This window comes from Vibrio sp. 1557, from assembly GCF_033340175.1.
Classification (GTDB): Bacteria; Pseudomonadota; Gammaproteobacteria; order Enterobacterales; family Vibrionaceae; genus Vibrio; species Vibrio alginolyticus.
The window spans coordinates 18,789-37,649 of the sequence record NZ_JAWOVZ010000019.1; the positions used below are offsets into that span (position 1 = coordinate 18,789).

An 18,861-nucleotide genomic window follows, 5' to 3' on the forward strand; every position below is an offset into this window, starting at 1 on the left:
ACAAACCCATGCTATCTATTGAAAACATGAACGTGCGCTTCGATACGCCAGATGGGCAAGTGCAAGCGGTCAGTAATCTCTCCTACTCGATTAAAGCGGGCGAAACTCTTGGGATTGTTGGGGAATCAGGTTCGGGAAAAAGCCAGTCTGTTTTCGCATTAATGGGGTTAACCGCGGACAACGGCGCCGTGTCTGGCAGCGCGATGTTCCACGGTGATGATTTACTCGCGATGTCTAAAAAGCAGCTCAACCGCATCCGTGCAGAGAAAATCGGAATGATCTTTCAAGATCCGATGACGTCACTCAATCCATTCATGAAAATTGGCAAACAGCTTTGTGAAGTTCTCATGATTCATAAAGGAATGAGCCGAAAACAAGCAAAAATTGAATCGATTCACATGTTAGATGCGGTGCGTATTCCCTCTCCCGAAACTCGGATGAATCAATACCCTCACGAGCTATCTGGCGGAATGCGTCAGCGAATCATGATAGCGATGGCGTTGTTGTGTAAGCCCGAGTTGTTAATTGCCGACGAACCAACCACCGCATTAGATGTAACCGTTCAGGCTCAAATTTTGACGCTATTACGAGACTTACAACAAGAGTTCAACACCGCAATTTTACTGATCACTCACGATATGGGCGTCGTCGCCGAGATGTGTGATCGCGTATTGGTCATGTATGGTGGTCAAAAAATGGAGCAATCCGATACCGAGACATTGTTCGCTCAACCTGCTCACCCCTATACTCAAGGCCTGCTAAAGGCTATTCCTTCTATCACTGAAGATATGCCACGTTTACCAACCATCCCAGGTAACCCACCAAGTGCGTTGATTAACCATCAAGGGTGTCCGTTTAGAGAGCGGTGCGAGCATCGAGAGACGCGTTGCCAATACGAAACCCCACGGTTTTCCCCATTGAACACGAGCCAGTCCATTGCCTGTCACGTTAACGCACCCAGTGTTATCACTCCTATTCAAATAAAAGCTTAAGGAGGCGTTATGAATAAAAAAGAAGTCCTCATGTCTGCTCGTGATTTAAACGTCCACTTTCCTGTGTCGCGTCACCTTATTCCAAGTCGACGTAAAATCGTGAAAGCGGTCAATGGTATCGACTTAGATGTTTATAGAGGTGAAACACTTGGCATTGTGGGGGAATCAGGCTGCGGAAAATCAACGCTTGCACGCGCCTTACTTCGCTTAATTGAACCTACACATGGCGAGTTGACTTGGAAAGGCCAAGACATGCTCGGGTTTAGTAAAAAAGACCTTTCCTCTCGACGTAGAGAATTTCAGATGGTGTTTCAGGACCCATCCGCTTGTTTGAATCCGAGATTAACCATCTCAGAATGCATCGCCGAACCACTGCTCACCCACGAGCCACAACTTAAACGGGCAGAGGTAGAAAAGCGTGTCATCGCTATGATGGATAAAGTGGGTCTCTTGGCGAGCCAGCGAAACCGCTATCCACATGAATTTTCCGGAGGTCAATGCCAGCGTGTGGGCATTGCCAGAGCATTAATTCTCAATCCAGATTTGGTCGTGTGTGATGAACCCGTTAGTGCGCTAGATGTCTCCATACAAGCTCAGGTCATCAATCTTCTAGATGACCTTAAACAAGAAATGGGGTTAACACTGGTGATGATTGCGCATGACTTAAGCGTGGTGCGCCATATCAGCGACCGCGTTATGGTGATGTATCTTGGTAAACCTATGGAAGTAGGACGTTACGATAAAGTATTTGATGATGCACAACACCCCTACACCAAAGCACTGTTATCTGCTGTCCCGATAGCTAATCCGCAATTAGCACGTGACCGTGAAATACAACTATTGCCCGGCGATCTTCCTTCTCCACTTAACCCACCTAGCAGTTGTGTTTTTCGTACTCGATGCCCAGAAGCCACAGAAATATGCGGGCAACAGAACCCAATAAAAACAGGCTCGGAGCAGCATCATATCTATTGCTCAAATATGACTTTAGGAACCATTTAATGAACAATACTAACTCAGTAAACCAACGCCTTACGTTATTGCGTGAGGCAATGTCCTTTCACAACGTGTCTGCATATATCGTGACCAACAATGACCCACATAACAGTGAATACTCAGCGGATCATTGGTTAGCGCGAAGCTGGATTTCAGGTTTTACCGGTTCTGCAGGCGATGTCGTCATTACCCAACAAGGTGGTGGCCTGTGGACTGATGGTCGTTACTATATTCAAGCTGAAGAACAGTTACACGGCACAGGACTTGAACTGTTTAAAGCCAAACAACCAGAAACGCCGACAATTGCCAAATGGCTGGCTACCACGCTCCCAGAAAACAGTATTGTCGCGGTTGACGGGCGCGCCATCAGTTTCGCTTTTTATCAAGGCCTCAAACAAGCCTTTGAAGCGAAAAACATTAAGATCATTCTCGACCTAGATTTGCTCACACCGATTTGGCTTGAAAGACCACCTCGCCCAAGTGCACCCGTATTCGAGCACCCCACCGCTTTTGCTGGCGTTGACACTGAAAATAAGTTAGCGAGAATCCGTTCTTGGTTAACCGAGAACCAAGTAGATAGCTTATTAGTGTCAACGCTAGATGATGTCATGTGGACAATGAATATTCGAGGTGGTGATACGAATTACTGCCCAGTTTCTGAAGCCTATCTAGTCGTAGAGCAATCACTTGCGACACTGTTTATTGATAAAGCCAAACTGCCTCAAGACGTTGAAAGAGCGCTGACCGAGCAGAGTGTACACATTCGCCATTACAACTACGTAAGTCAGTATTTGAATCAGCAATGTGAGGGATTATCGCTCGCTTTTAACCCGACCCACACAGACAGCTTATTGGTGAGTTCGATTGAAGGGAATGTGAATCTAAAGCCAATGGCTTGCCCTGTAACGGCAATGAAGGCCATAAAAAATGCGACCGAGCTAACTAGCCTAGAACAGGCATTAACAGATGATGGTGTGGCAATCGTAAGGTTTATGAACTGGCTCGAAGAGCAAGTTCCAAGCGGACTCGTTACAGAATTGTCTGCTGAGGCACAACTGAATCACTATCGCCGTCAAACCCGACATTATGTGAGTGACAGTTTCCGCACTATCGCAGGCTTCGCAGCTCACGGGGCAAAAATGCATTATGCCGCCGATGAAGAAAGCAATGCGGCAGTCAATGAAAGCAACTTCTTTCTCGTCGATTCTGGTGGCCAATACCTTGGCGGGACAACAGACATCACCCGTACTTTCCACTTCGGGTCACCGACCATTAAGCAGCGCAAAGATTATACTTTGGTGCTCAAAGCGGTCATCCGACTGACTCAGACTCGATTCATGAAAGGCTCTACGGGTGCCAATCTTGATATCATGGCGCGTGGCGTCTTATGGCAACATGGTATTGATTACAAGTGCGGCACTGGACACGGCGTGGGCATTTGCTTGAATGTTCACGAAGGCCCACAAAATTTCTCGCAAAGCCACCATGAGGTTGAGCTAAAACCGGGTATGGTCATTACTAATGAACCAGGCGTTTATCGCGAAGGTGAGTACGGGGTAAGAATAGAGAACATTCTTAAAGTTGTAGAAGTAGAACAAAATGAGTTCGGCACGTTCTACGGTTTTGAGACCATCACTCTTGCTCCAATTGCGACCAACGCCCTTGATTTATCAATGCTAGATCAAGCAGAGCTAGACTGGCTCAATCATTACCATTCACGAGTCTATCAAGCACTTAGCCCTTTTCTTGATACGCAAGATAAAAACTGGCTTCAACGCACAACCCAACTTATTGAGAAATAGGATATCAGCAAGCTTTATAACGTTTTCATTTTCACCTCAAACTCCTTGTTTGCCAGCCTTCGGGCTGGTTTTTTTTATAGAGATAACGGCGTGAAAAACAAAAACGCCCCGCAATGTTAGCGAGGCGATCAATTAAATTAAAATGATGCAGTTAAAATGCCCTACTGACGACACTTCTGAGCATCAAAATCAACGACGATGGCGGCATTCTCAAAGTCACCAGAGACTTTAACGTAGCCCCAGTAGTTACTCTGATTTGACAACGTAATACACTCTCCATTACCAATATTATCTGACCACCCGTGACGATTAGTATCATCCGGCCAACCAGAGTTACTGTATTCAAGCTTTAGGTTGCCCGTACCATTCCCCTTCGTTATCGCCAGATTTGAGCTCTCATTCACCGCTGGCACGCTTAGCCAAATGGTTTGTTGATTTGCCAAGCAAACAGGCTCTCCTGCTGTTAGGCGCCCACCGCTTACTTTACTTTGCACCGCGCAGTCTTGTGGCAATGTGTCATTACCGCCCAACGTTGAGATAACAACACTATGAGTGGCGGTTGCCGTCAAGCCTTCACTGTCTGTCACACTTAGACTGACCGAATACTCCCCTTCACTCCCATATTGGTGCGTCGGCTTGGTTTGTGTACTTGTCGAGCCATCACCGAAGTCCCATAAGACGCTGACGATCTTCCCGTTTGGGTCTGTACTGTTTTCACTGCTAAATGTAATGCTTTCACCGACTTTCCCCTTGTTGTTTGCGGTTATGACTGCATTAGGTGCACCATTTGAGACAAGGGCTTGCTGCCACTGCTCAAACTCACTTTGATATAAATTCGCCCATTGGGTGATCGTTGCTTTGTAATTGCTCCAATTCCCTTGGCGTGTTTCCACCAGCATTTGGTTTACGTCATCTTTATGATTTTCAAACATAAAACGTACAGCTAAGTACCCCCAACGATAAATTCGATCGACATCAAACCCATCATAAGTAGTCTCGAAAATCTCACTTAAGGTATATGTCGAGCCGTCTAAAATCGTCTCAAGTGCTGCTTGGTTGTCATTTTCTTGAGCGACATACTCTGCAATGCCTTCACTCCACCACACTATTTTTTCAGTTGGATGACTAAACCCTCCATAGAGATCAAATCGACCATCTAAGTAATGCACGTATTCGTGCTCTAAGTTCCAGACAAAGTGATCCGCGTTCGCATAAGAGGCTTCATAAGCAATAAAGTTGGGAATATTCCCCGGCTGGGAAGGATCGCCCTCCAAGTACATACCGCCATTGTCAGTACTAATATCGAAAATTGGCCCTGCGTACTTACCATAATCGGTGCTTGAATCGAAGATATTGACTTGGAGCTGAGTGTTGTGGTCATCTTTTACTGGCTGTTCACCAGTTTCTAATGACTGATGAAAGTAACCCTCTTCGTAACCCATTTTAGAACATGCGGCCGCGTGTTGCTCTTGCGTCATATTCTGGGACAATATTCGAATTGTTGGACTACAAGTATAAGTTTGCGATAGCACTAAGCCTTTTAGCTCAGTTTCGAAATTACAAATTCCGAACTCACTACAATCTGCGTAATATGAGGCGGTGTCCGCCGCCGCAAGCCAAACCGCGTCACCCCGACCATACATTTCATACTGTTCAAAGATTCGACTCAGCTGACTCTTCACCACAGAACTCGCGTTACCCGCATACTTGGTCAAACGCCCGAGCTCTCGCCCCGCATTCGCGGCCATAAACTCATCTTCAGCACCGATTGATGACGCCCTTAGAGCGAAATCGCCTAAAGCTTTGGCAAGGTCCATTTGATTGCCAATTATTTGCACAAATTGCTCGTTCCACTGCCCACCAAACAAAATAGTAAAAACACCGTTAACCGCATTGCGCATATACCAGTGCTGGGCGTATTGATCATTCCAACGAGTAAGCCACTGGGTCACTTGTGGTAAGTACGCGTGCTGCAAGCCCGCACTATCCATAGTGATGATGACTTCACTAAGCACTTTGCCGTGACGATCGCTGTTCTCGTAGAAGTTTGCGTTGTTAACAAACGCATCCACTGATTCTTTCACCGCTGGTGTGACCCATTCAATAAATGAGATGTTGTCATTGTAAAACTCGGCGTAATAACCCGCGCGCAAGTATAAGAACAACGTTTCTAGTTCATCGCTCCCGCCACCTGTATACCCCTTCGCCAATGTCGTAGTACGCTTCGCAATGTTGTACATATGATCGGAGCTAAATACCGACTCTTGAATCCGACTTTCAGCAGAGAATAGCTGGTTCACACACGTCGCGCCCTGACTTAAAATTTCGCCGATCAATTGGTTACTGCTTTCGGTAACCAATGCTTCCAAATCACAAGCAGTGCTCGACTCATCAAGACTTTCAAGTGACTGTACTCGAGTTGCCTTGGAGGGCTGAATAGGGAGAGTTGCGGTTGGTTGGTATTCAACTCGATTGGATTCAACACCGTGTGTATGAGCCGAATGTGCATGTTGCTCTGTAACTTGAGAAACTGGCTCGCTTAACGCAAATACGCCAGTGCTGGTTAATGTTGTCGCAATCGCGACACTCAAAGTCTTCAGTTCCATCTAATTTCTTCTATATTGAGTTTTCCTTAGATGCATTACGTCTTTTGCATCGCCACTGCCCTTATTACTGCAAGAGCATCTCCATATAATCTACTCGCAAGATAAGAAGAAACATTTTGTTAACAAATAGATGTGGCGGTATCAGTTTTTGGTACCAGAAGGAACACGGAGTGAGCTTTTAAAATTCGTATTTGTTAAAAAATAGAGATGATCTAGAGAAGAAACGTGTAGTTAAACGGGTATACCCAGCACGTTAAATGGCTAGGTATACTCCAAAGTGGGTCGGTAAAAATTCGCGAATCAAAGCCCCTGCAGAAGGAATCGGGCAATGGGCGAATACTTTGTAGGTTCTAGGCTGCTTTGTGGTCGAAGAGTGCGGTAATTTGCTCTTTTAACGCGTGCAAAAATTCGGTATTTGGTGTGTTTTCAAGGTACATTTCATACTCTTTAGAGTTATAAAAGTACTCATGTGCAGATGCGTTAAGGATCTTACTAAAAGATAGTGTTTCCAACTCGTCTTCAAGGGAACGACTGCTCAGTTCACCATATCCTAAACCGCTATCCTCAGCGAATTGGGACTCTATGTTGCTGACATATAAAGCACAATCCTTAATACAGAACTCGACATTACTTATACGTTGCTCGATGTCTTTGAGCTGATCACTGTTCCATTTAGACTTCTCTTGCTCAAGCTTATCAATAAGCCCACTTTCACGAAGCCTTGAATTGTTATCTTTAATTCTTAGTAGCTCATCAAGCACTTTATTAAACTCAGTTTCAGCTCTAAGTCTTAAGATTTCCAAATCCTTGGAGAACAGCTTTGCTTTAAGTTCACTCGCTTGGTACAAGCCAGAGATAGCAGCATTTCTTTTAACTCCAAACATAAAAACCCACCCAAAAGATACTTATTAAAAAGTAGCACACAAAAAGCCAGATAGAAGACGCAAGGTTTTCGTCATTAGGCTACATTCTACGAACGACACTCGATTGTAGCGCAATAAACAGAATTTTCATCACCATGAAACACATACTATTTGAATGAAAATCACACAGTTACTTTGATAAAAGTATTTATTTCAGAAAGAGTAAGACGTAAGTATGTGATGATGTATATTGACGCTTCAAAACAAAAAACGCCCACACTCTACTACCCAAGTCAAACACTAATGTCAGAAACTGGACAAATCACTCACTATTTACAGTAATAAGAAGTCACTGTTTCATTGAAAATCAAAGTGTCAACATAAAGATGGGAAGTAACCGAATCATAGACGGCATCGCTGATGAAACGTTAGAATGCCACTACTTTAATAATCTTCCATAATATTTATGACAGACGCTGATATTGAGCTACAACATCTTTGGTTAGAAGTCCAAGCCGAACGCTGGCAAAACCTGCCACGCTTTTTATTCAGTTACTACTGCTACAAGCACAACCTTGTCAGTAAAACCAACAAAGTTTGTTGGGAGACGGCACGTGCAAGACTGCCCGCTTCAACATCAATAAAAGAGCGAAAAAAGGCGGTGGTTGAACCGTTAGTCTCTGAGGAAACCGTCGTTGGGTTATTGAAATCCATCAGCAAAGATGGGGAAATGACGTTTAACGTGATGGTAACCACACTTAATGCGTTTTTGCACTATGTTGTGATTAGCAAGGAAGAGAAAGCCCGACTTAAACCAAACATGCCAGCTAGTTGGTATCAGCGATCAAACAAGTCGCCTTTGGCACGTTTCGAGCAGGCTGGCATTAATCTACAGGAGTGACATGTCAGTCATCGCTGATGATAAACACAAAAGACAAGCGCCTACAATGAGGCGCATTTGGTCAAAAATTGAGGAGCACCTAAACAAAAGTGCGTAGCGAGCAACAAAGAAAAAGTTTGGTTATTCTTGAATGCCTCGAATGCGTACATTACGCCTACGTAGAACTTCTAAAGTCACGAGCAAACACACCGACATAAAAATCAGCAACGTAGCGACCGCCAATATAGTCGGACTGATTTGCTCTCGAATTCCTGACCACATCTGCCTAGGAACGGTTTTTTGTTCTGCCCCAGTCAGGAATAACGCCACCACAACCTCGTCGAACGAAGTGCCAAAAGCAAACAAGCCGCCAGAAATCATCCCCGGACGAATCAGAGGAAAGGTAATGTGTCTGAAAGTATAAACAGGGTTTGCTCCTAAGCTAGCCGCCGCTTTTACCAAGCTATGGTCAAAGCCGCTTAACGTCGCAGTAACGGTAATGACGACAAAAGGCGTACCTAACGCAGCGTGTGCCAAAATGACGCCTAAATAAGTTTGTGATAAGCCAAGGCGTGTGTAGAAAAAGTACATCGCAGCAGCAGAGATAATGACTGGTACGATCATGGGCGAGATCAACAGCGCCATAATCGTATTGCGAAAAGGCAAGTTACTACTTGCTAAACCCAACGCCGCCAGAGTTCCCAGCCCTGTTGCAACGAGTGTCGCCATAAAAGCAATGAACGTGCTATTTTTCAGCGCCAACAGCCACTGATCACTAGTAAACATTTCTTGATACCAGCGAGTAGAATACGCTGCAGAGTCAAGGTTTAACATCCCCTCGGTAAAAGTAAAGTAAGGCGTTGCATTAAACGATAACGGGATGATGGTCAGAATTGGAGCGATTAAAAAGAACAGCACCACCCCACAAAAAGCTAAGTAACCTGCGTAAGCAACTCGCTCTACTTTTGATGCATAGTTTGGTAATGCCATGGTTATCCCCCTACCTTAAGGTTGTTAATGCCAACCACACGGTTGAACATATAAAACAGAACCAGTACAACGAACAAAAGCAGTCCACCCAATGCGCCAGCCATCCCCCAGTTCAGTGATGTCTGCATATGATAGGCAATCATATTGGAGATCATCTGTCCGCTTCTTCCACCAACCAAAGCGGGCGTAATGTAGAAACCAATAGAAAGAATGAAAGTGAGCAAGGCCCCCGCACCTATCCCAGGTAACGTAAGCGGCATATAAATTTTCATGAACGCAATGAAAGGCGTCGCGCCTAGAGAACGAGCGGCACGGAAATAAGTTGGGCTAATTCCTTTCATTACACTATACAGAGGCAGGATCATAAACGGCAACAGAATGTGAACCATAGACACCACCGTTCCGAAGGTATTGTGAATCATCTGAATTCGCTCAGAAGTAAAACCCGACCAAATAAGGAGATCATTAATGACCCCTTGGTTTTGCAGCAGAACAATCCAAGACGTGGTTCTGACTAATAATGATGTCCAAAATGGCAGCAGCACAATAATTAAAAGTAAGTTCGCGCGCTTATCAGGTAAATTGGCAAGCAGGTAAGCAACGGGGTACGCCATCACCAAACAAATTAAGGTGATTGAGATAGACATCCAAAAAGTTTTAAAGAAAAGGTCGACGTATATTTGGCGTTTTTCTGGTTGGGGCTCAATGTCTCCAAACTCATTCACTTGCAAGTCTAGCGCTGCAAGATAATGACTGAATGTTAATGCGCCACTAAGATTCTTAAACGCCGCCCAATATTTAGGATTAGCCCAACGCTTATCCAGCTTAGCTAGCTGTGTCACCGAGATCGGCAGCGACGTCAACCGAGACAACTTTCTGCCGGTTTTCATGAGTAAACTGCGCATACCAGACTCTTCAATATTCATCCGGTTGGCTATTTTCGGTAGCTCTTTGCTTTGATAAAGCGCAAGTACCTCAACAGAGAATGCCTCAATGACTTCTTGATGAGGCTGACCTTGATAATCCCAACTTTCTAAAGCTTGAATAGTTTGTGGGAGTGACTGGGATATTTCTCGGTTATCCACGCTTCGAAAAAGCATGTCGAGAATAGGAAAAGCAAACGTAAGCAGAATAAAACACACCAATGGCGTTGTGAGCATAATGGAGCGAAGCTTTTTTCGGCGCTCTGCCTTTTGCAGCTGCGCTTTCAGATTGGTTTCTTGCTCATGAACTTGGCGTTCGATTTCCAATACAGAATCTAATGCGGTTAGCTCTCGACTCATGCTGCTACCTCGCTACTTTGAGTTTGTGTCCCATCAAGAGCATGGCAATCGTCACTTTGCCAACCAATACGACAAATTGAGCCAGGCGTTAACTGCAAGTGTTTACGATTATCGTTAGGTACTTTAACGATGAAGTGACCAACGCTCTCTACTTCGACGACCAGACGATAATGATCACCGTGATAATTCAATTCTCGTAGGACGCCCGAGACTTGGTTCTCACAAGACGCTTTCTCTGGTTGAATAACAATCTTTTCTGGTCGAATGGAAAGTGTTGTTCTCTGCCCTTGCTCAGAGACTCTGACAGGTTTCGCAGTAAATAACTCTTTCCCAACGAGCACTTGGCAATACTTTCCGTTCCACTCTTTGACTAAACCTGAGAGTTGGTTGTTTTCTCCGATAAACTGCGCTACAAACGTATTACTCGGAGATTCATAAAGCTCGGTTGGTGTCGCGAGTTGTTGCACTTCGCCGTGATTAAAAACCGCAATACGGTCGGACATAGTGAGAGCTTCGTCTTGATCGTGCGTCACATACAAAATGGTAATGCCAAGCTTTTCATGCAAATGTTTAATTTCCATCTGCATTTGCTCACGCAGCTGCTTATCTAACGCGCCTAGTGGTTCATCCATCAACACGAGTTTAGGCTCAAACACTAATGCTCGCGCTAACGCAACACGCTGTTGTTGACCACCTGATAACTGCTTCGGGTATCGAGTCGCAACATGCTCAAGCTCGACCATTTCTAATACACTCTGAACTTTGCTTTGAATCGTGTCACTGTCGAGTTTTCGCACCTTTAAAGGAAACGCAAGATTCTCAGCAATGGTCATATGTGGAAACAACGCATAGTTTTGAAACACCATACCGATATCGCGCTTGTGCGGCGCGAGATGATTAACAGGAACGCCATCAATATAAATGTCTCCACCGGTCGCAGTTTCAAAGCCTGCTAGCATCATCAAGCAAGTGGTCTTGCCCGATCCTGACGGCCCCAACATAGTAACAAACTCTCCGGGAGCAATATCTAAGTTGAAGTCTTTCACCACCAAATTCGTGCCATCGTAGGTTTTCTTAACGTGTTGAAAGCTGACATAGTCCTTGTTTTCCGTGCTCATGACTTCCCTCTTCTCATTTTTTGAATATTACGAATGAGTAGAGCGTCAGTTAACGCTCTACTAAACAGCACAATTACAGATTGTATTTGGATAGGTCTAAGCGGGTTTCTAACGCGTGTTCAACCATTTGAATGACTTGTTGACGCTCTTCACCTTGTAAGAGTTGGCGTGGCGCACGAACTTGTTCAGAGCCACGTCCGCAGACTTGCTCGGCCAATTTTATGCACTGAACCAGCGTAGGAATGGTGTCTAAACGCAGTAGGGGTAAGAACCAACGGTAGATCTCTAACGCTTCAGCATAACGACCTTGGCTTGCCAGTTTATAAATCGCAACGGACTCTTCTGGGAATGCGTTGGTTAAACCAGAAATCCAGCCGGTCGCACCTAACACCAATGATTCAAGAGCGATGTCATCAACACCACTGAACACGGTAAAGCGGTCATCAAATTTATTGTAAAGCTCGGTGATACGACGAGTATCAGTGGTCGACTCTTTGATAGCTACAATACTTTCAAACTCAGCCAGTTTCGCCATGATATCGAGGTTTACATCGACACCATAAGCAACCGGGTTGTTGTAAATCATGATTGGCATTTCTGGCGTTGCTTCTGCTAGCGTGCGGTAATATTCGAACGTTTCGCTCTCAGACGTGCGGTAAACCATGGCAGGCATCACCATACAACCATCGATACCAATTTTGTACGCATCCTGCATGTAATCAACAGCTGCTGTGGTAATAGACTCTGCTGTACCAGCAATCAAAGGCACACGGCCATTTACGACTTCTTTTGCCGCTTGCAAAACCTGGCGTTTCTCCTCCGGGTACAACGCGCAGTTCTCACCGACAGTACCCAAGCAGATAATGCCATTCACACCATCTTTAATCTGGTTGTCTATAACGGTTTGCGTTGCGTCTAAGTCAATTGACTGATCTTGACGAAATTGCGTACTGACCGCCGGATAAACACCTTTCCAATCAATTTTCATGAACTACTTTCCTTATATGTATATTGTATGCAATTTAAATGAACGAGCGAAAATGCTCAGACATGGCTATCTATGCCATTTTCTAACAACACCGCCTTTACAGCGGCCAAATCAGCCAAAGCACTGCCAACTGATTTGTATAAAGTAATGACCTCATCGTTTTGACGTCCTGAGATTTGTTGGGCGCAAAGCTGCGGTAATTCCCCTTTGATATCGTCTGACGTGAATACGCCCTCTTGAATTGGAATGAGAAGATCGCCCGCTTCGGCTAATACATTAATACGGCTATCAACATACACCTGTGCTCGTTGCACTGCTTCGGAGTCACATTCACGCTTGTCCAAGTCATGATTACCGACCAAATCAATATGGGTGCCCGGCTGCACGTCTGCGCCATTAAACAAAGGCTCTGCTGATGCAGTAATACAGCTGATGATGTCAACGTGTTTGATAACGTGGTCCACTTTTTCTACGACTGAAACGCGAAACCGACGCTCATCAGGAAGCGACTGATACTCTGAAGATGACACAATGGCATTTACCGTCGCCTCGGCTTTATCTGAGTTACGCCCCCAAATATAAACCTGCTTAAGTGGGCGAACCGCAGCGTATGCCCACGCAAAATAAGGCGCAAGATTGCCCGTTCCGCAGATCAACAGACGATCAGCATCGGGACGCGCCAAATAGTCCGCTGCCAACGCAGAAGCTGCGGCGGTGCGCCAAAACGTTAAAACTTTACCGTCCACGAGTGCGAGCGGCTCACCATCGTTTCGTCTAAAAACAAGCAGCTTAGATGCAAGCGTATCTTTGCCTTGCTCAGGGTTATGCGGGAAATACGTAAAGGCTTTCACCGCAATCAACTCCTGGTTCCAAGCTGGAAGTAGCGCAAACGCCTCGTATTCTCCCTCTTCTAAGGGCATGACTCGGCGTTGAGGTATTGTTGCTGGCCGCGAGTACATTTCACGCATCGTTTCAATAAGAGACTTCATTGTTAAACATTGCGCGACTTGCTGTGCTTCGATGACTTTCATCATTTCTCCGAAAACATAAATACAGTTGAGGAAAGTACGGAACCTCGCTTATGGATGAAAACTCGACCCCATACACAAATTAACGCCTAGTTAAGCAGCCAGGTATTGAACTCTTCATTGAGTTCATCCGCGTAGTCTGACCACCATTCATCGTTAATCAGGAAGGCGGTTTGGAAGTTTTGAGGTGCGGTAGGAAGGTTCGCTAAAATGTCTGGGTTCACCTCCGCCGAAGACGACTTACGCGTAGGCCCATAGGCAACGTACTTAGCTTGATCAGCTAATGGTTTTGTTCCTGAAGAAAAAGCAATGAAGTCCAATGCAAGCTTTGTGTTCTCACTCCCTTTAGGTATCGCCCATCCATTCATGTAACCCATTTGACGGTCCCATATAATCCGAAATGGTTGACCTTCATCCTTACGGGCATTGTGGATTCGGCCGTTAAACGCCGAGGCGATCACCACTTCTTTGTCTGCAAGCATTTGAGGTGGCTGGGCACCTGTTGTCCACCACAGTACTTCTGATTTGATCGTATCCAACTTAGCAAAAGCACGCTCACGCCCCGCTTCGGTTTCGAGCAGGCTGTAGACCTCTTCTGGCTTTACACCATCAGCCAATAGTGCCCACTCAAGATTGCCCTGAGGTTGTTTTTGCAATGCACGTCGACCTGGAAAAGTTTTTAGGTCAAAAAGATCGGTCAACTTGCTTGGCAAAGCCTTACCTTTAAACGCGTCTTCGTTCACCGCTAATACAGTGGACACTACGATGGTATTGATTGCGCACTCGTGAATCGCACCATCAATAAAATCCTCTTGTGCTGGTGTTCCATCTGCGCCCGGAGGCAAAATACTTGGGTTCACTGGTTCTAGTAACCCTTCGGCGCAACCACGAACAATGTCTGGCTTGTCGAGAGAAACCAAATCCCAGCGCACGTTGTTCGCTTCCACCTGTGCTTTAATTTCAGCTAATCCGCCGCTGAAATCCTCGGATACGATCTCAACACCTGTTCTTTTAATGAAAGGCTTATGATATGCCTCCACTTGGCTCTTGGTGAATGCACCACCCCAAGATACGACCGTCAATTTGTCTTCAGCATAAGCAGAGGCCCCCAACAGCATTCCTGAAATCAACAGCGCCAATGGTGCTTTGGTCATTCGTGACATGTTTTACTCCTTTTGGTTGTTTTTCTGGAGGCATCCGAGTACGGCTGTTGGACACCATTTTTGTTAAAATTAAGTTAACATTAGCATTTAATATATTTTATACAATATTTAATATTAAATTTTTCAGGCGAATCGTTGTAATGAAAAAGGTGATAGATCAATCGATGTCGGCTTTCCTTCGATAAGCTCTAAAAGGAGATCTGCCGTAATCGCCGCTTGAGTTAATCCAAGGTGTTGGTGGCCAAATGCCAGTAATACATTTCCATCCCAAATGCTATCAATAACCGGTAACGAGTCGACTGTTGAAGGCCGATTACCCATCCACTTTTCTCCTTGCTTGAGTGGATTTAACTCCGATTCAAACATCTCATCACCTAACTGAAAAAGCATTTCTGAACGTTTCATATTGGGTGGTGATTCTACATCGGCATACTCAACAGTGCCTGCCAAGCGTAGCCCGCCAGACATCGGAGTCATGATGAATTTTCTATCGGCAGAGCTAATAGGAAATGGCAGTACATCACGCTTGTCATCCACCATTAGGTGATAACCACGCTCGGCTTGAATAGGCACTTTGACTCCGGTTAGCTGCCATATCAAAGGCTTAGAATGTACACCAGCGGCAACGATGATTCGGTCAAATGAATGTGTTTGAGACTCAACCAACACATCACCATTTTTCTCCAACGCAGATACACCTTTTTGTAAAATCTTACCGCCAAGAGCTTCAAAAGCTTCACTTAGCTCAACACAGATCTGATAAGGGTCTAGCGTATGTCCTGTATCGGGAAAAAAGACGCCGACACGAACCTTATGGCTGAGATCAGGTATCCGCTTTCGAATCGCCTCTTGCGTCCAAACTTGATACGCCACACCGTTTTTGGCCAGTGAGTTAAGCGTACTTTGGTAGTCTTTAAACAGTTTCTCGTTTTCAAAAGTGAGCAATGAACCATTCATTTTTATTAGATGCGCTTTTCCGATTGAATCAAGCACGCCACGCCAACTTGCCACTGACCGCTCGTTAAGAGTTTTAATCGCGTTTTTTGCCTGCTCCGCGGCTGATGGCTTTGTTTGTAATAGAAAACGAATCATCCACCCGATAGTGCTTGGAATATCTTGCCAACGGATCGAAACCGGACTTTTGGGATCTAGCAGCATTTTAGGTAATTGTGGAAGCAGCGCTGGCGTTGCAAGAGGGAAGATTTGCTCAGTCGCGATATGACCTGCATTTCCCTTAGAGCATCCATTCCCCACGCCATTGGGATCAAAAATTGTGACTTGATAACCTTGCTGCTGCAACTTCAATCCAATTGATAAGCCAATAATCCCCGCACCTATCACGGCGATCCTTTCCTTTTTTGTTTCATCCTTGACCAACATAAATATGCTCCGAGTCACACTTGAAAACGTAGATTGTATACAATATATTTTACATTACGTTAACATCACTATTGTTTAATTCAACCATTTTTTCAGCAAGGAGCGAAAAATGAGACAAGGAACTTTTTTCTGTATTGATGCCCACACCTGCGGCAACCCAGTTAGGCTGGTCGCAGGCGGTGTGCCTCCACTCGAAGGCAATACCATGAGCGAAAAGCGCCAATACTTTCTTGAGCATTATGATTGGATTCGTCAGGCACTCATGTTTGAGCCTCGCGGACACTCAATGATGTCGGGGTCAGTTGTCTTGCCTCCTTGCAGCGATAACGCAGACGCTTCAATTCTGTTTATTGAAACCAGTGGCTGCTTACCAATGTGTGGCCACGGCACCATTGGAACCGTCACTACCGCTATCGAGAATCGCCTTATCACTCCCAAAAAAGAAGGCCGTTTGATACTTGATGTCCCAGCAGGACAAATCGAAGTGCACTACCAAACAAAAGGTGACAAGGTCACGTCAGTGAGGATATTTAACGTACCAGCTTACCTTGCCCACCAAGACGTAACCGTGGACATAGAGGGCTTAGGTGAGCTCACTGTCGATGTTGCTTATGGCGGAAACTATTACGTAATCCTCGATCCTCAAGAAAACTATGCCGGACTTGAACACTACTCTCCAGATGAAATTTTGATGCTTTCACCAAAAGTTCGCGAAGCGGTATCTCGAGCGGTTGAGTGCGTACATCCAGAAGATCCAACAGTATGCGGTGTTTCTCACGTGCTATGGACCGGAGAGCCCACTCAAGAAAACGCCACCGCTCGAAATGCTGTGTTTTACGGCGACAAAGCGTTGGATCGCTCGCCATGTGGTACGGGTACTAGTGCACGCATGGCGCAATGGCATGCAAGAGGCAAACTCAATCAAGGAGAAGACTTTATTCACGAAAGTATCATCGGCAGCCTATTTCAAGGACGTATAGAAGGCATTACCGAAGTGAATGGCAAAGCCGCTATTTTGCCAAGTATTGAAGGATGGGCACAAGTATACGGTCACAACACAATATGGGTAGACGATGAAGACCCATATGCGTACGGATTTGAAGTGAAGTAATAAGGATAGTAAGGAAGAATGATGAACCCACAAGAACCAACCACTTTTTACGCAGTCAACGCCTTTACTGGTGAGCCTCTACCTATTGCGTTTCCGGTACATGGAGAGCAAGAAGTTAATCAAGCCGCCTCAGCCGCCCAAAACGTTGCGCGTGAGTTTCGCCAACTAAGCAATGCAAAGCGAGCGAGCTTACTTTGCTCTATCGCCTCTGAATTGGAAGTGAAGAGTGAAGAAATCGTTGCTCGTGCTCATTTAGAAACTGCCCTTCCCGAAGCACGTTTAAGCGGTGAAATAGGACGTACAGCGAGCCAATTAAGACTATTTGCCGAGGTTGTGAGCTCGGGTAATCACCATCAAGCAATTTTCGATACGCCAAACCCAGACCGTCAACCACTGCCGAAACCAGATATTCGTCGTCAGCAAATCGCAATTGGCCCTGTCGCCGTGTTTGGTGCGTCTAATTTTCCGCTCGCATTTTCTACGGCAGGTGGTGATACGGCTTCGGCACTGGCAGCTGGCTGTCCTGTGATTGTAAAAGGCCATACCGCCCACCCTGGCACCAGTCAACTTGTTGCAGAGTGTATTGAGGCTGCACTTGAGAAAGAGTGCTTACCGCAAGCCATCTTCACGCTATTGCAAGGCAACAAACGCGCACTTGGCCAAGCACTCGTTACCCATCCAAAAATTAAAGGGGTTGGGTTTACAGGTTCCGTCGGTGGTGGCCGTGCGCTGTTCAATCTAGCTCAGCAAAGACCAGAGCCAATCCCCTTCTATGGTGAACTAGGGGCGATTAATCCAACATTTATTCTCCCTTCAGCCATACGAGCAAACGCCTCATTGGCTGAAGAGTTTGTGGCTTCTATGACTTTGGGCTGTGGACAATTTTGTACAAAACCAGGCGTTGTATTTGTCTTGAATTGCCCAGAAACGCAAGCCTTTATCGAAACCGCTCAAGGGTTAATTCGACAACAATCAACGGCCACTTTGCTAACGCAAGGAATCCGGGAAACGTATGAATCCGAAGTGGATAAGCGAACTTCCGAAACAGGCATTAACGTCACTCGTTCTGAACAAGCAGAAGCGACCAATGTCTCACCAGCACTGTTCGTGACGGACAGTAAAAACTGGCGTAAAAACCCACAATGGGAGGAAGAAATATTTGGTCCTCAATCGTTAATCGTAATCTGTGAAGATTTCGATGACATGTTGAAACTGAGTGATTCACTGACTGGCTCGCTCACCGCAACCCTTCACACTACCGCTGAAGACGAAGAACAAGCGAAGCAACTGCTTCCAAGTTTGGAAGAAATCGCCGGACGCCTTGTATTCAACGGTTGGCCAACTGGCGTCGAGGTTGGTTACGCTATGGTTCATGGTGGACCATATCCGGCTTCAACCAATTCTGCCTCAACATCTGTCGGTGCGGAGGCTATTCATCGTTGGTTGCGTCCGGTCGCTTATCAAGCTTTGCCAGAATCTTTATTGCCGGATTCATTAAAAGCGTCGAACCCACTGGGTATTCAACGCGCCATAGATGGCAGTGTGTCCCAATAAGCCCACCAAATGGCTCAAAAAGGCATCAACTGATGCCTTTTATTTCACTCTACTTCTCAAAACCTTCTTTCCTAGTTGGTTTGTGCCAGAAAAACAATAAACTACTA

General features: G+C 45.6%; 15 protein-coding genes. 6 read left to right on the plus strand and 9 right to left on the minus strand.

The window, feature by feature from the left end:
- Positions 1-8 precede the first annotated feature (8 nt).
- The 3 genes from R7070_RS18600 to R7070_RS18610 are packed head-to-tail and all read left to right on the plus strand — an operon-like array spanning position 9 to position 3,790.
- Positions 9-992 carry an ABC transporter ATP-binding protein gene (locus R7070_RS18600; protein WP_109168417.1) on the plus strand — a complete coding sequence of 328 codons (984 nt, stop codon included), beginning with the start codon at positions 9-11 and terminating at the stop codon, positions 990-992.
- A 9-nt stretch (positions 993-1,001) separates the two neighbouring features.
- Entirely contained in the window at positions 1,002-1,994 is a 993-nt protein-coding gene (locus R7070_RS18605) for an ABC transporter ATP-binding protein (protein WP_256900564.1), read from the plus strand.
- Positions 1,994-3,790 (plus strand): aminopeptidase P family protein, encoded by a 1,797-nt coding sequence (locus tag R7070_RS18610; protein WP_213885350.1) that lies wholly within the window; start codon positions 1,994-1,996, stop codon positions 3,788-3,790. The genes R7070_RS18605 and R7070_RS18610 overlap by 1 nt, the downstream gene beginning before the upstream one ends.
- Positions 3,791-3,951: 161 nt before the next feature.
- On the opposite strand, the gene R7070_RS18615 is transcribed toward R7070_RS18610, so the two are convergent.
- Together R7070_RS18615 and R7070_RS18620 are read right to left on the minus strand one after the other, a co-directional pair.
- A complete protein-coding gene (locus R7070_RS18615; protein WP_256900565.1) occupies positions 3,952-6,396 on the minus strand; it encodes a collagenase in 2,445 nt (814 codons plus the stop codon).
- Positions 6,397-6,746: 350 nt separating this feature from the next.
- Complete coding sequence (locus R7070_RS18620) at positions 6,747-7,280, minus strand: hypothetical protein (protein ID WP_054574080.1); 534 nt, start codon at positions 7,278-7,280, stop codon at positions 6,747-6,749.
- Between the two features lie 445 nt (positions 7,281-7,725).
- On the opposite strand from R7070_RS18620, the gene R7070_RS18625 reads away from it, so the two are divergent.
- Positions 7,726-8,160 carry a hypothetical protein gene (locus tag R7070_RS18625; protein ID WP_042521922.1) on the plus strand — a complete coding sequence of 145 codons (435 nt, stop codon included), beginning with the start codon at positions 7,726-7,728 and terminating at the stop codon, positions 8,158-8,160.
- 120 nt (positions 8,161-8,280) lie between these two features.
- On the opposite strand, the gene R7070_RS18630 is transcribed toward R7070_RS18625, so the two are convergent.
- The 7 genes from R7070_RS18630 to R7070_RS18660 form a co-directional block, all read right to left on the minus strand.
- Positions 8,281-9,129: an ABC transporter permease gene (locus tag R7070_RS18630; protein ID WP_006741629.1), complete on the minus strand. Its 849-nt coding sequence runs from the start codon at positions 9,127-9,129 to the stop codon at positions 8,281-8,283.
- Between the two features lie 2 nt (positions 9,130-9,131).
- The gene (locus R7070_RS18635) at positions 9,132-10,412 is read right to left on the minus strand and encodes an ABC transporter permease (RefSeq protein ID WP_191116081.1); all 1,281 of its coding nucleotides are present in this window, start codon (positions 10,410-10,412) and stop codon (positions 9,132-9,134) included.
- A complete protein-coding gene (locus R7070_RS18640; protein WP_256900566.1) occupies positions 10,409-11,530 on the minus strand; it encodes an ABC transporter ATP-binding protein in 1,122 nt (373 codons plus the stop codon). Before R7070_RS18640 ends, R7070_RS18635 begins: the two co-directional genes overlap by 4 nt.
- A 73-nt stretch (positions 11,531-11,603) precedes the next feature.
- Positions 11,604-12,518: a dihydrodipicolinate synthase family protein gene (locus tag R7070_RS18645; protein WP_256900567.1), complete on the minus strand. Its 915-nt coding sequence runs from the start codon at positions 12,516-12,518 to the stop codon at positions 11,604-11,606.
- A 56-nt stretch (positions 12,519-12,574) separates the two neighbouring features.
- Positions 12,575-13,549 carry an ornithine cyclodeaminase family protein gene (locus R7070_RS18650; RefSeq protein WP_318141277.1) on the minus strand — a complete coding sequence of 325 codons (975 nt, stop codon included), beginning with the start codon at positions 13,547-13,549 and terminating at the stop codon, positions 12,575-12,577.
- An 86-nt stretch (positions 13,550-13,635) separates the two neighbouring features.
- Positions 13,636-14,709: a polyamine ABC transporter substrate-binding protein gene (locus R7070_RS18655; RefSeq protein ID WP_033905158.1), complete on the minus strand. Its 1,074-nt coding sequence runs from the start codon at positions 14,707-14,709 to the stop codon at positions 13,636-13,638.
- 123 nt (positions 14,710-14,832) lie between these two features.
- On the minus strand, positions 14,833-16,089 hold the full coding sequence (locus R7070_RS18660) for an NAD(P)/FAD-dependent oxidoreductase (RefSeq protein WP_033905157.1): 1,257 nt from the start codon (positions 16,087-16,089) through the stop codon (positions 14,833-14,835).
- 109 nt (positions 16,090-16,198) lie between these two features.
- Here R7070_RS18660 and R7070_RS18665 point away from each other — a divergent pair, with 109 nt between their 5' ends.
- Together R7070_RS18665 and R7070_RS18670 are read left to right on the plus strand one after the other, a co-directional pair.
- Positions 16,199-17,200, plus strand: coding sequence for a 4-hydroxyproline epimerase (locus R7070_RS18665; protein WP_318141272.1), 1,002 nt, complete (start codon positions 16,199-16,201; stop codon positions 17,198-17,200).
- Positions 17,201-17,221: 21 nt separating this feature from the next.
- On the plus strand, positions 17,222-18,754 hold the full coding sequence (locus R7070_RS18670) for an aldehyde dehydrogenase (NADP(+)) (RefSeq protein WP_033905156.1): 1,533 nt from the start codon (positions 17,222-17,224) through the stop codon (positions 18,752-18,754).
- Positions 18,755-18,861 lie beyond the last annotated feature (107 nt).

What these genes read in the sequence shown, in the direction of transcription:
- R7070_RS18600 (WP_109168417.1), top strand. Translation starts at nt 9, where the DNA reads ATGCTATCTATTGAAAACATGAACGTGCGCTTCGATACGCCAGATGGG.
- R7070_RS18605 (WP_256900564.1), top strand. Translation starts at nt 1,002, where the DNA reads ATGAATAAAAAAGAAGTCCTCATGTCTGCTCGTGATTTAAACGTCCAC.
- R7070_RS18610 (WP_213885350.1), top strand. Translation starts at nt 1,994, where the DNA reads ATGAACAATACTAACTCAGTAAACCAACGCCTTACGTTATTGCGTGAG.
- R7070_RS18615 (WP_256900565.1), bottom strand. Translation starts at nt 6,396, where the DNA reads ATGGAACTGAAGACTTTGAGTGTCGCGATTGCGACAACATTAACCAGC.
- R7070_RS18620 (WP_054574080.1), bottom strand. Translation starts at nt 7,280, where the DNA reads ATGTTTGGAGTTAAAAGAAATGCTGCTATCTCTGGCTTGTACCAAGCG.
- R7070_RS18625 (WP_042521922.1), top strand. Translation starts at nt 7,726, where the DNA reads ATGACAGACGCTGATATTGAGCTACAACATCTTTGGTTAGAAGTCCAA.
- R7070_RS18630 (WP_006741629.1), bottom strand. Translation starts at nt 9,129, where the DNA reads ATGGCATTACCAAACTATGCATCAAAAGTAGAGCGAGTTGCTTACGCA.
- R7070_RS18635 (WP_191116081.1), bottom strand. Translation starts at nt 10,412, where the DNA reads ATGAGTCGAGAGCTAACCGCATTAGATTCTGTATTGGAAATCGAACGC.
- R7070_RS18640 (WP_256900566.1), bottom strand. Translation starts at nt 11,530, where the DNA reads ATGAGCACGGAAAACAAGGACTATGTCAGCTTTCAACACGTTAAGAAA.
- R7070_RS18645 (WP_256900567.1), bottom strand. Translation starts at nt 12,518, where the DNA reads ATGAAAATTGATTGGAAAGGTGTTTATCCGGCGGTCAGTACGCAATTT.
- R7070_RS18650 (WP_318141277.1), bottom strand. Translation starts at nt 13,549, where the DNA reads ATGAAAGTCATCGAAGCACAGCAAGTCGCGCAATGTTTAACAATGAAG.
- R7070_RS18655 (WP_033905158.1), bottom strand. Translation starts at nt 14,709, where the DNA reads ATGTCACGAATGACCAAAGCACCATTGGCGCTGTTGATTTCAGGAATG.
- R7070_RS18660 (WP_033905157.1), bottom strand. Translation starts at nt 16,089, where the DNA reads ATGTTGGTCAAGGATGAAACAAAAAAGGAAAGGATCGCCGTGATAGGT.
- R7070_RS18665 (WP_318141272.1), top strand. Translation starts at nt 16,199, where the DNA reads ATGAGACAAGGAACTTTTTTCTGTATTGATGCCCACACCTGCGGCAAC.
- R7070_RS18670 (WP_033905156.1), top strand. Translation starts at nt 17,222, where the DNA reads ATGAACCCACAAGAACCAACCACTTTTTACGCAGTCAACGCCTTTACT.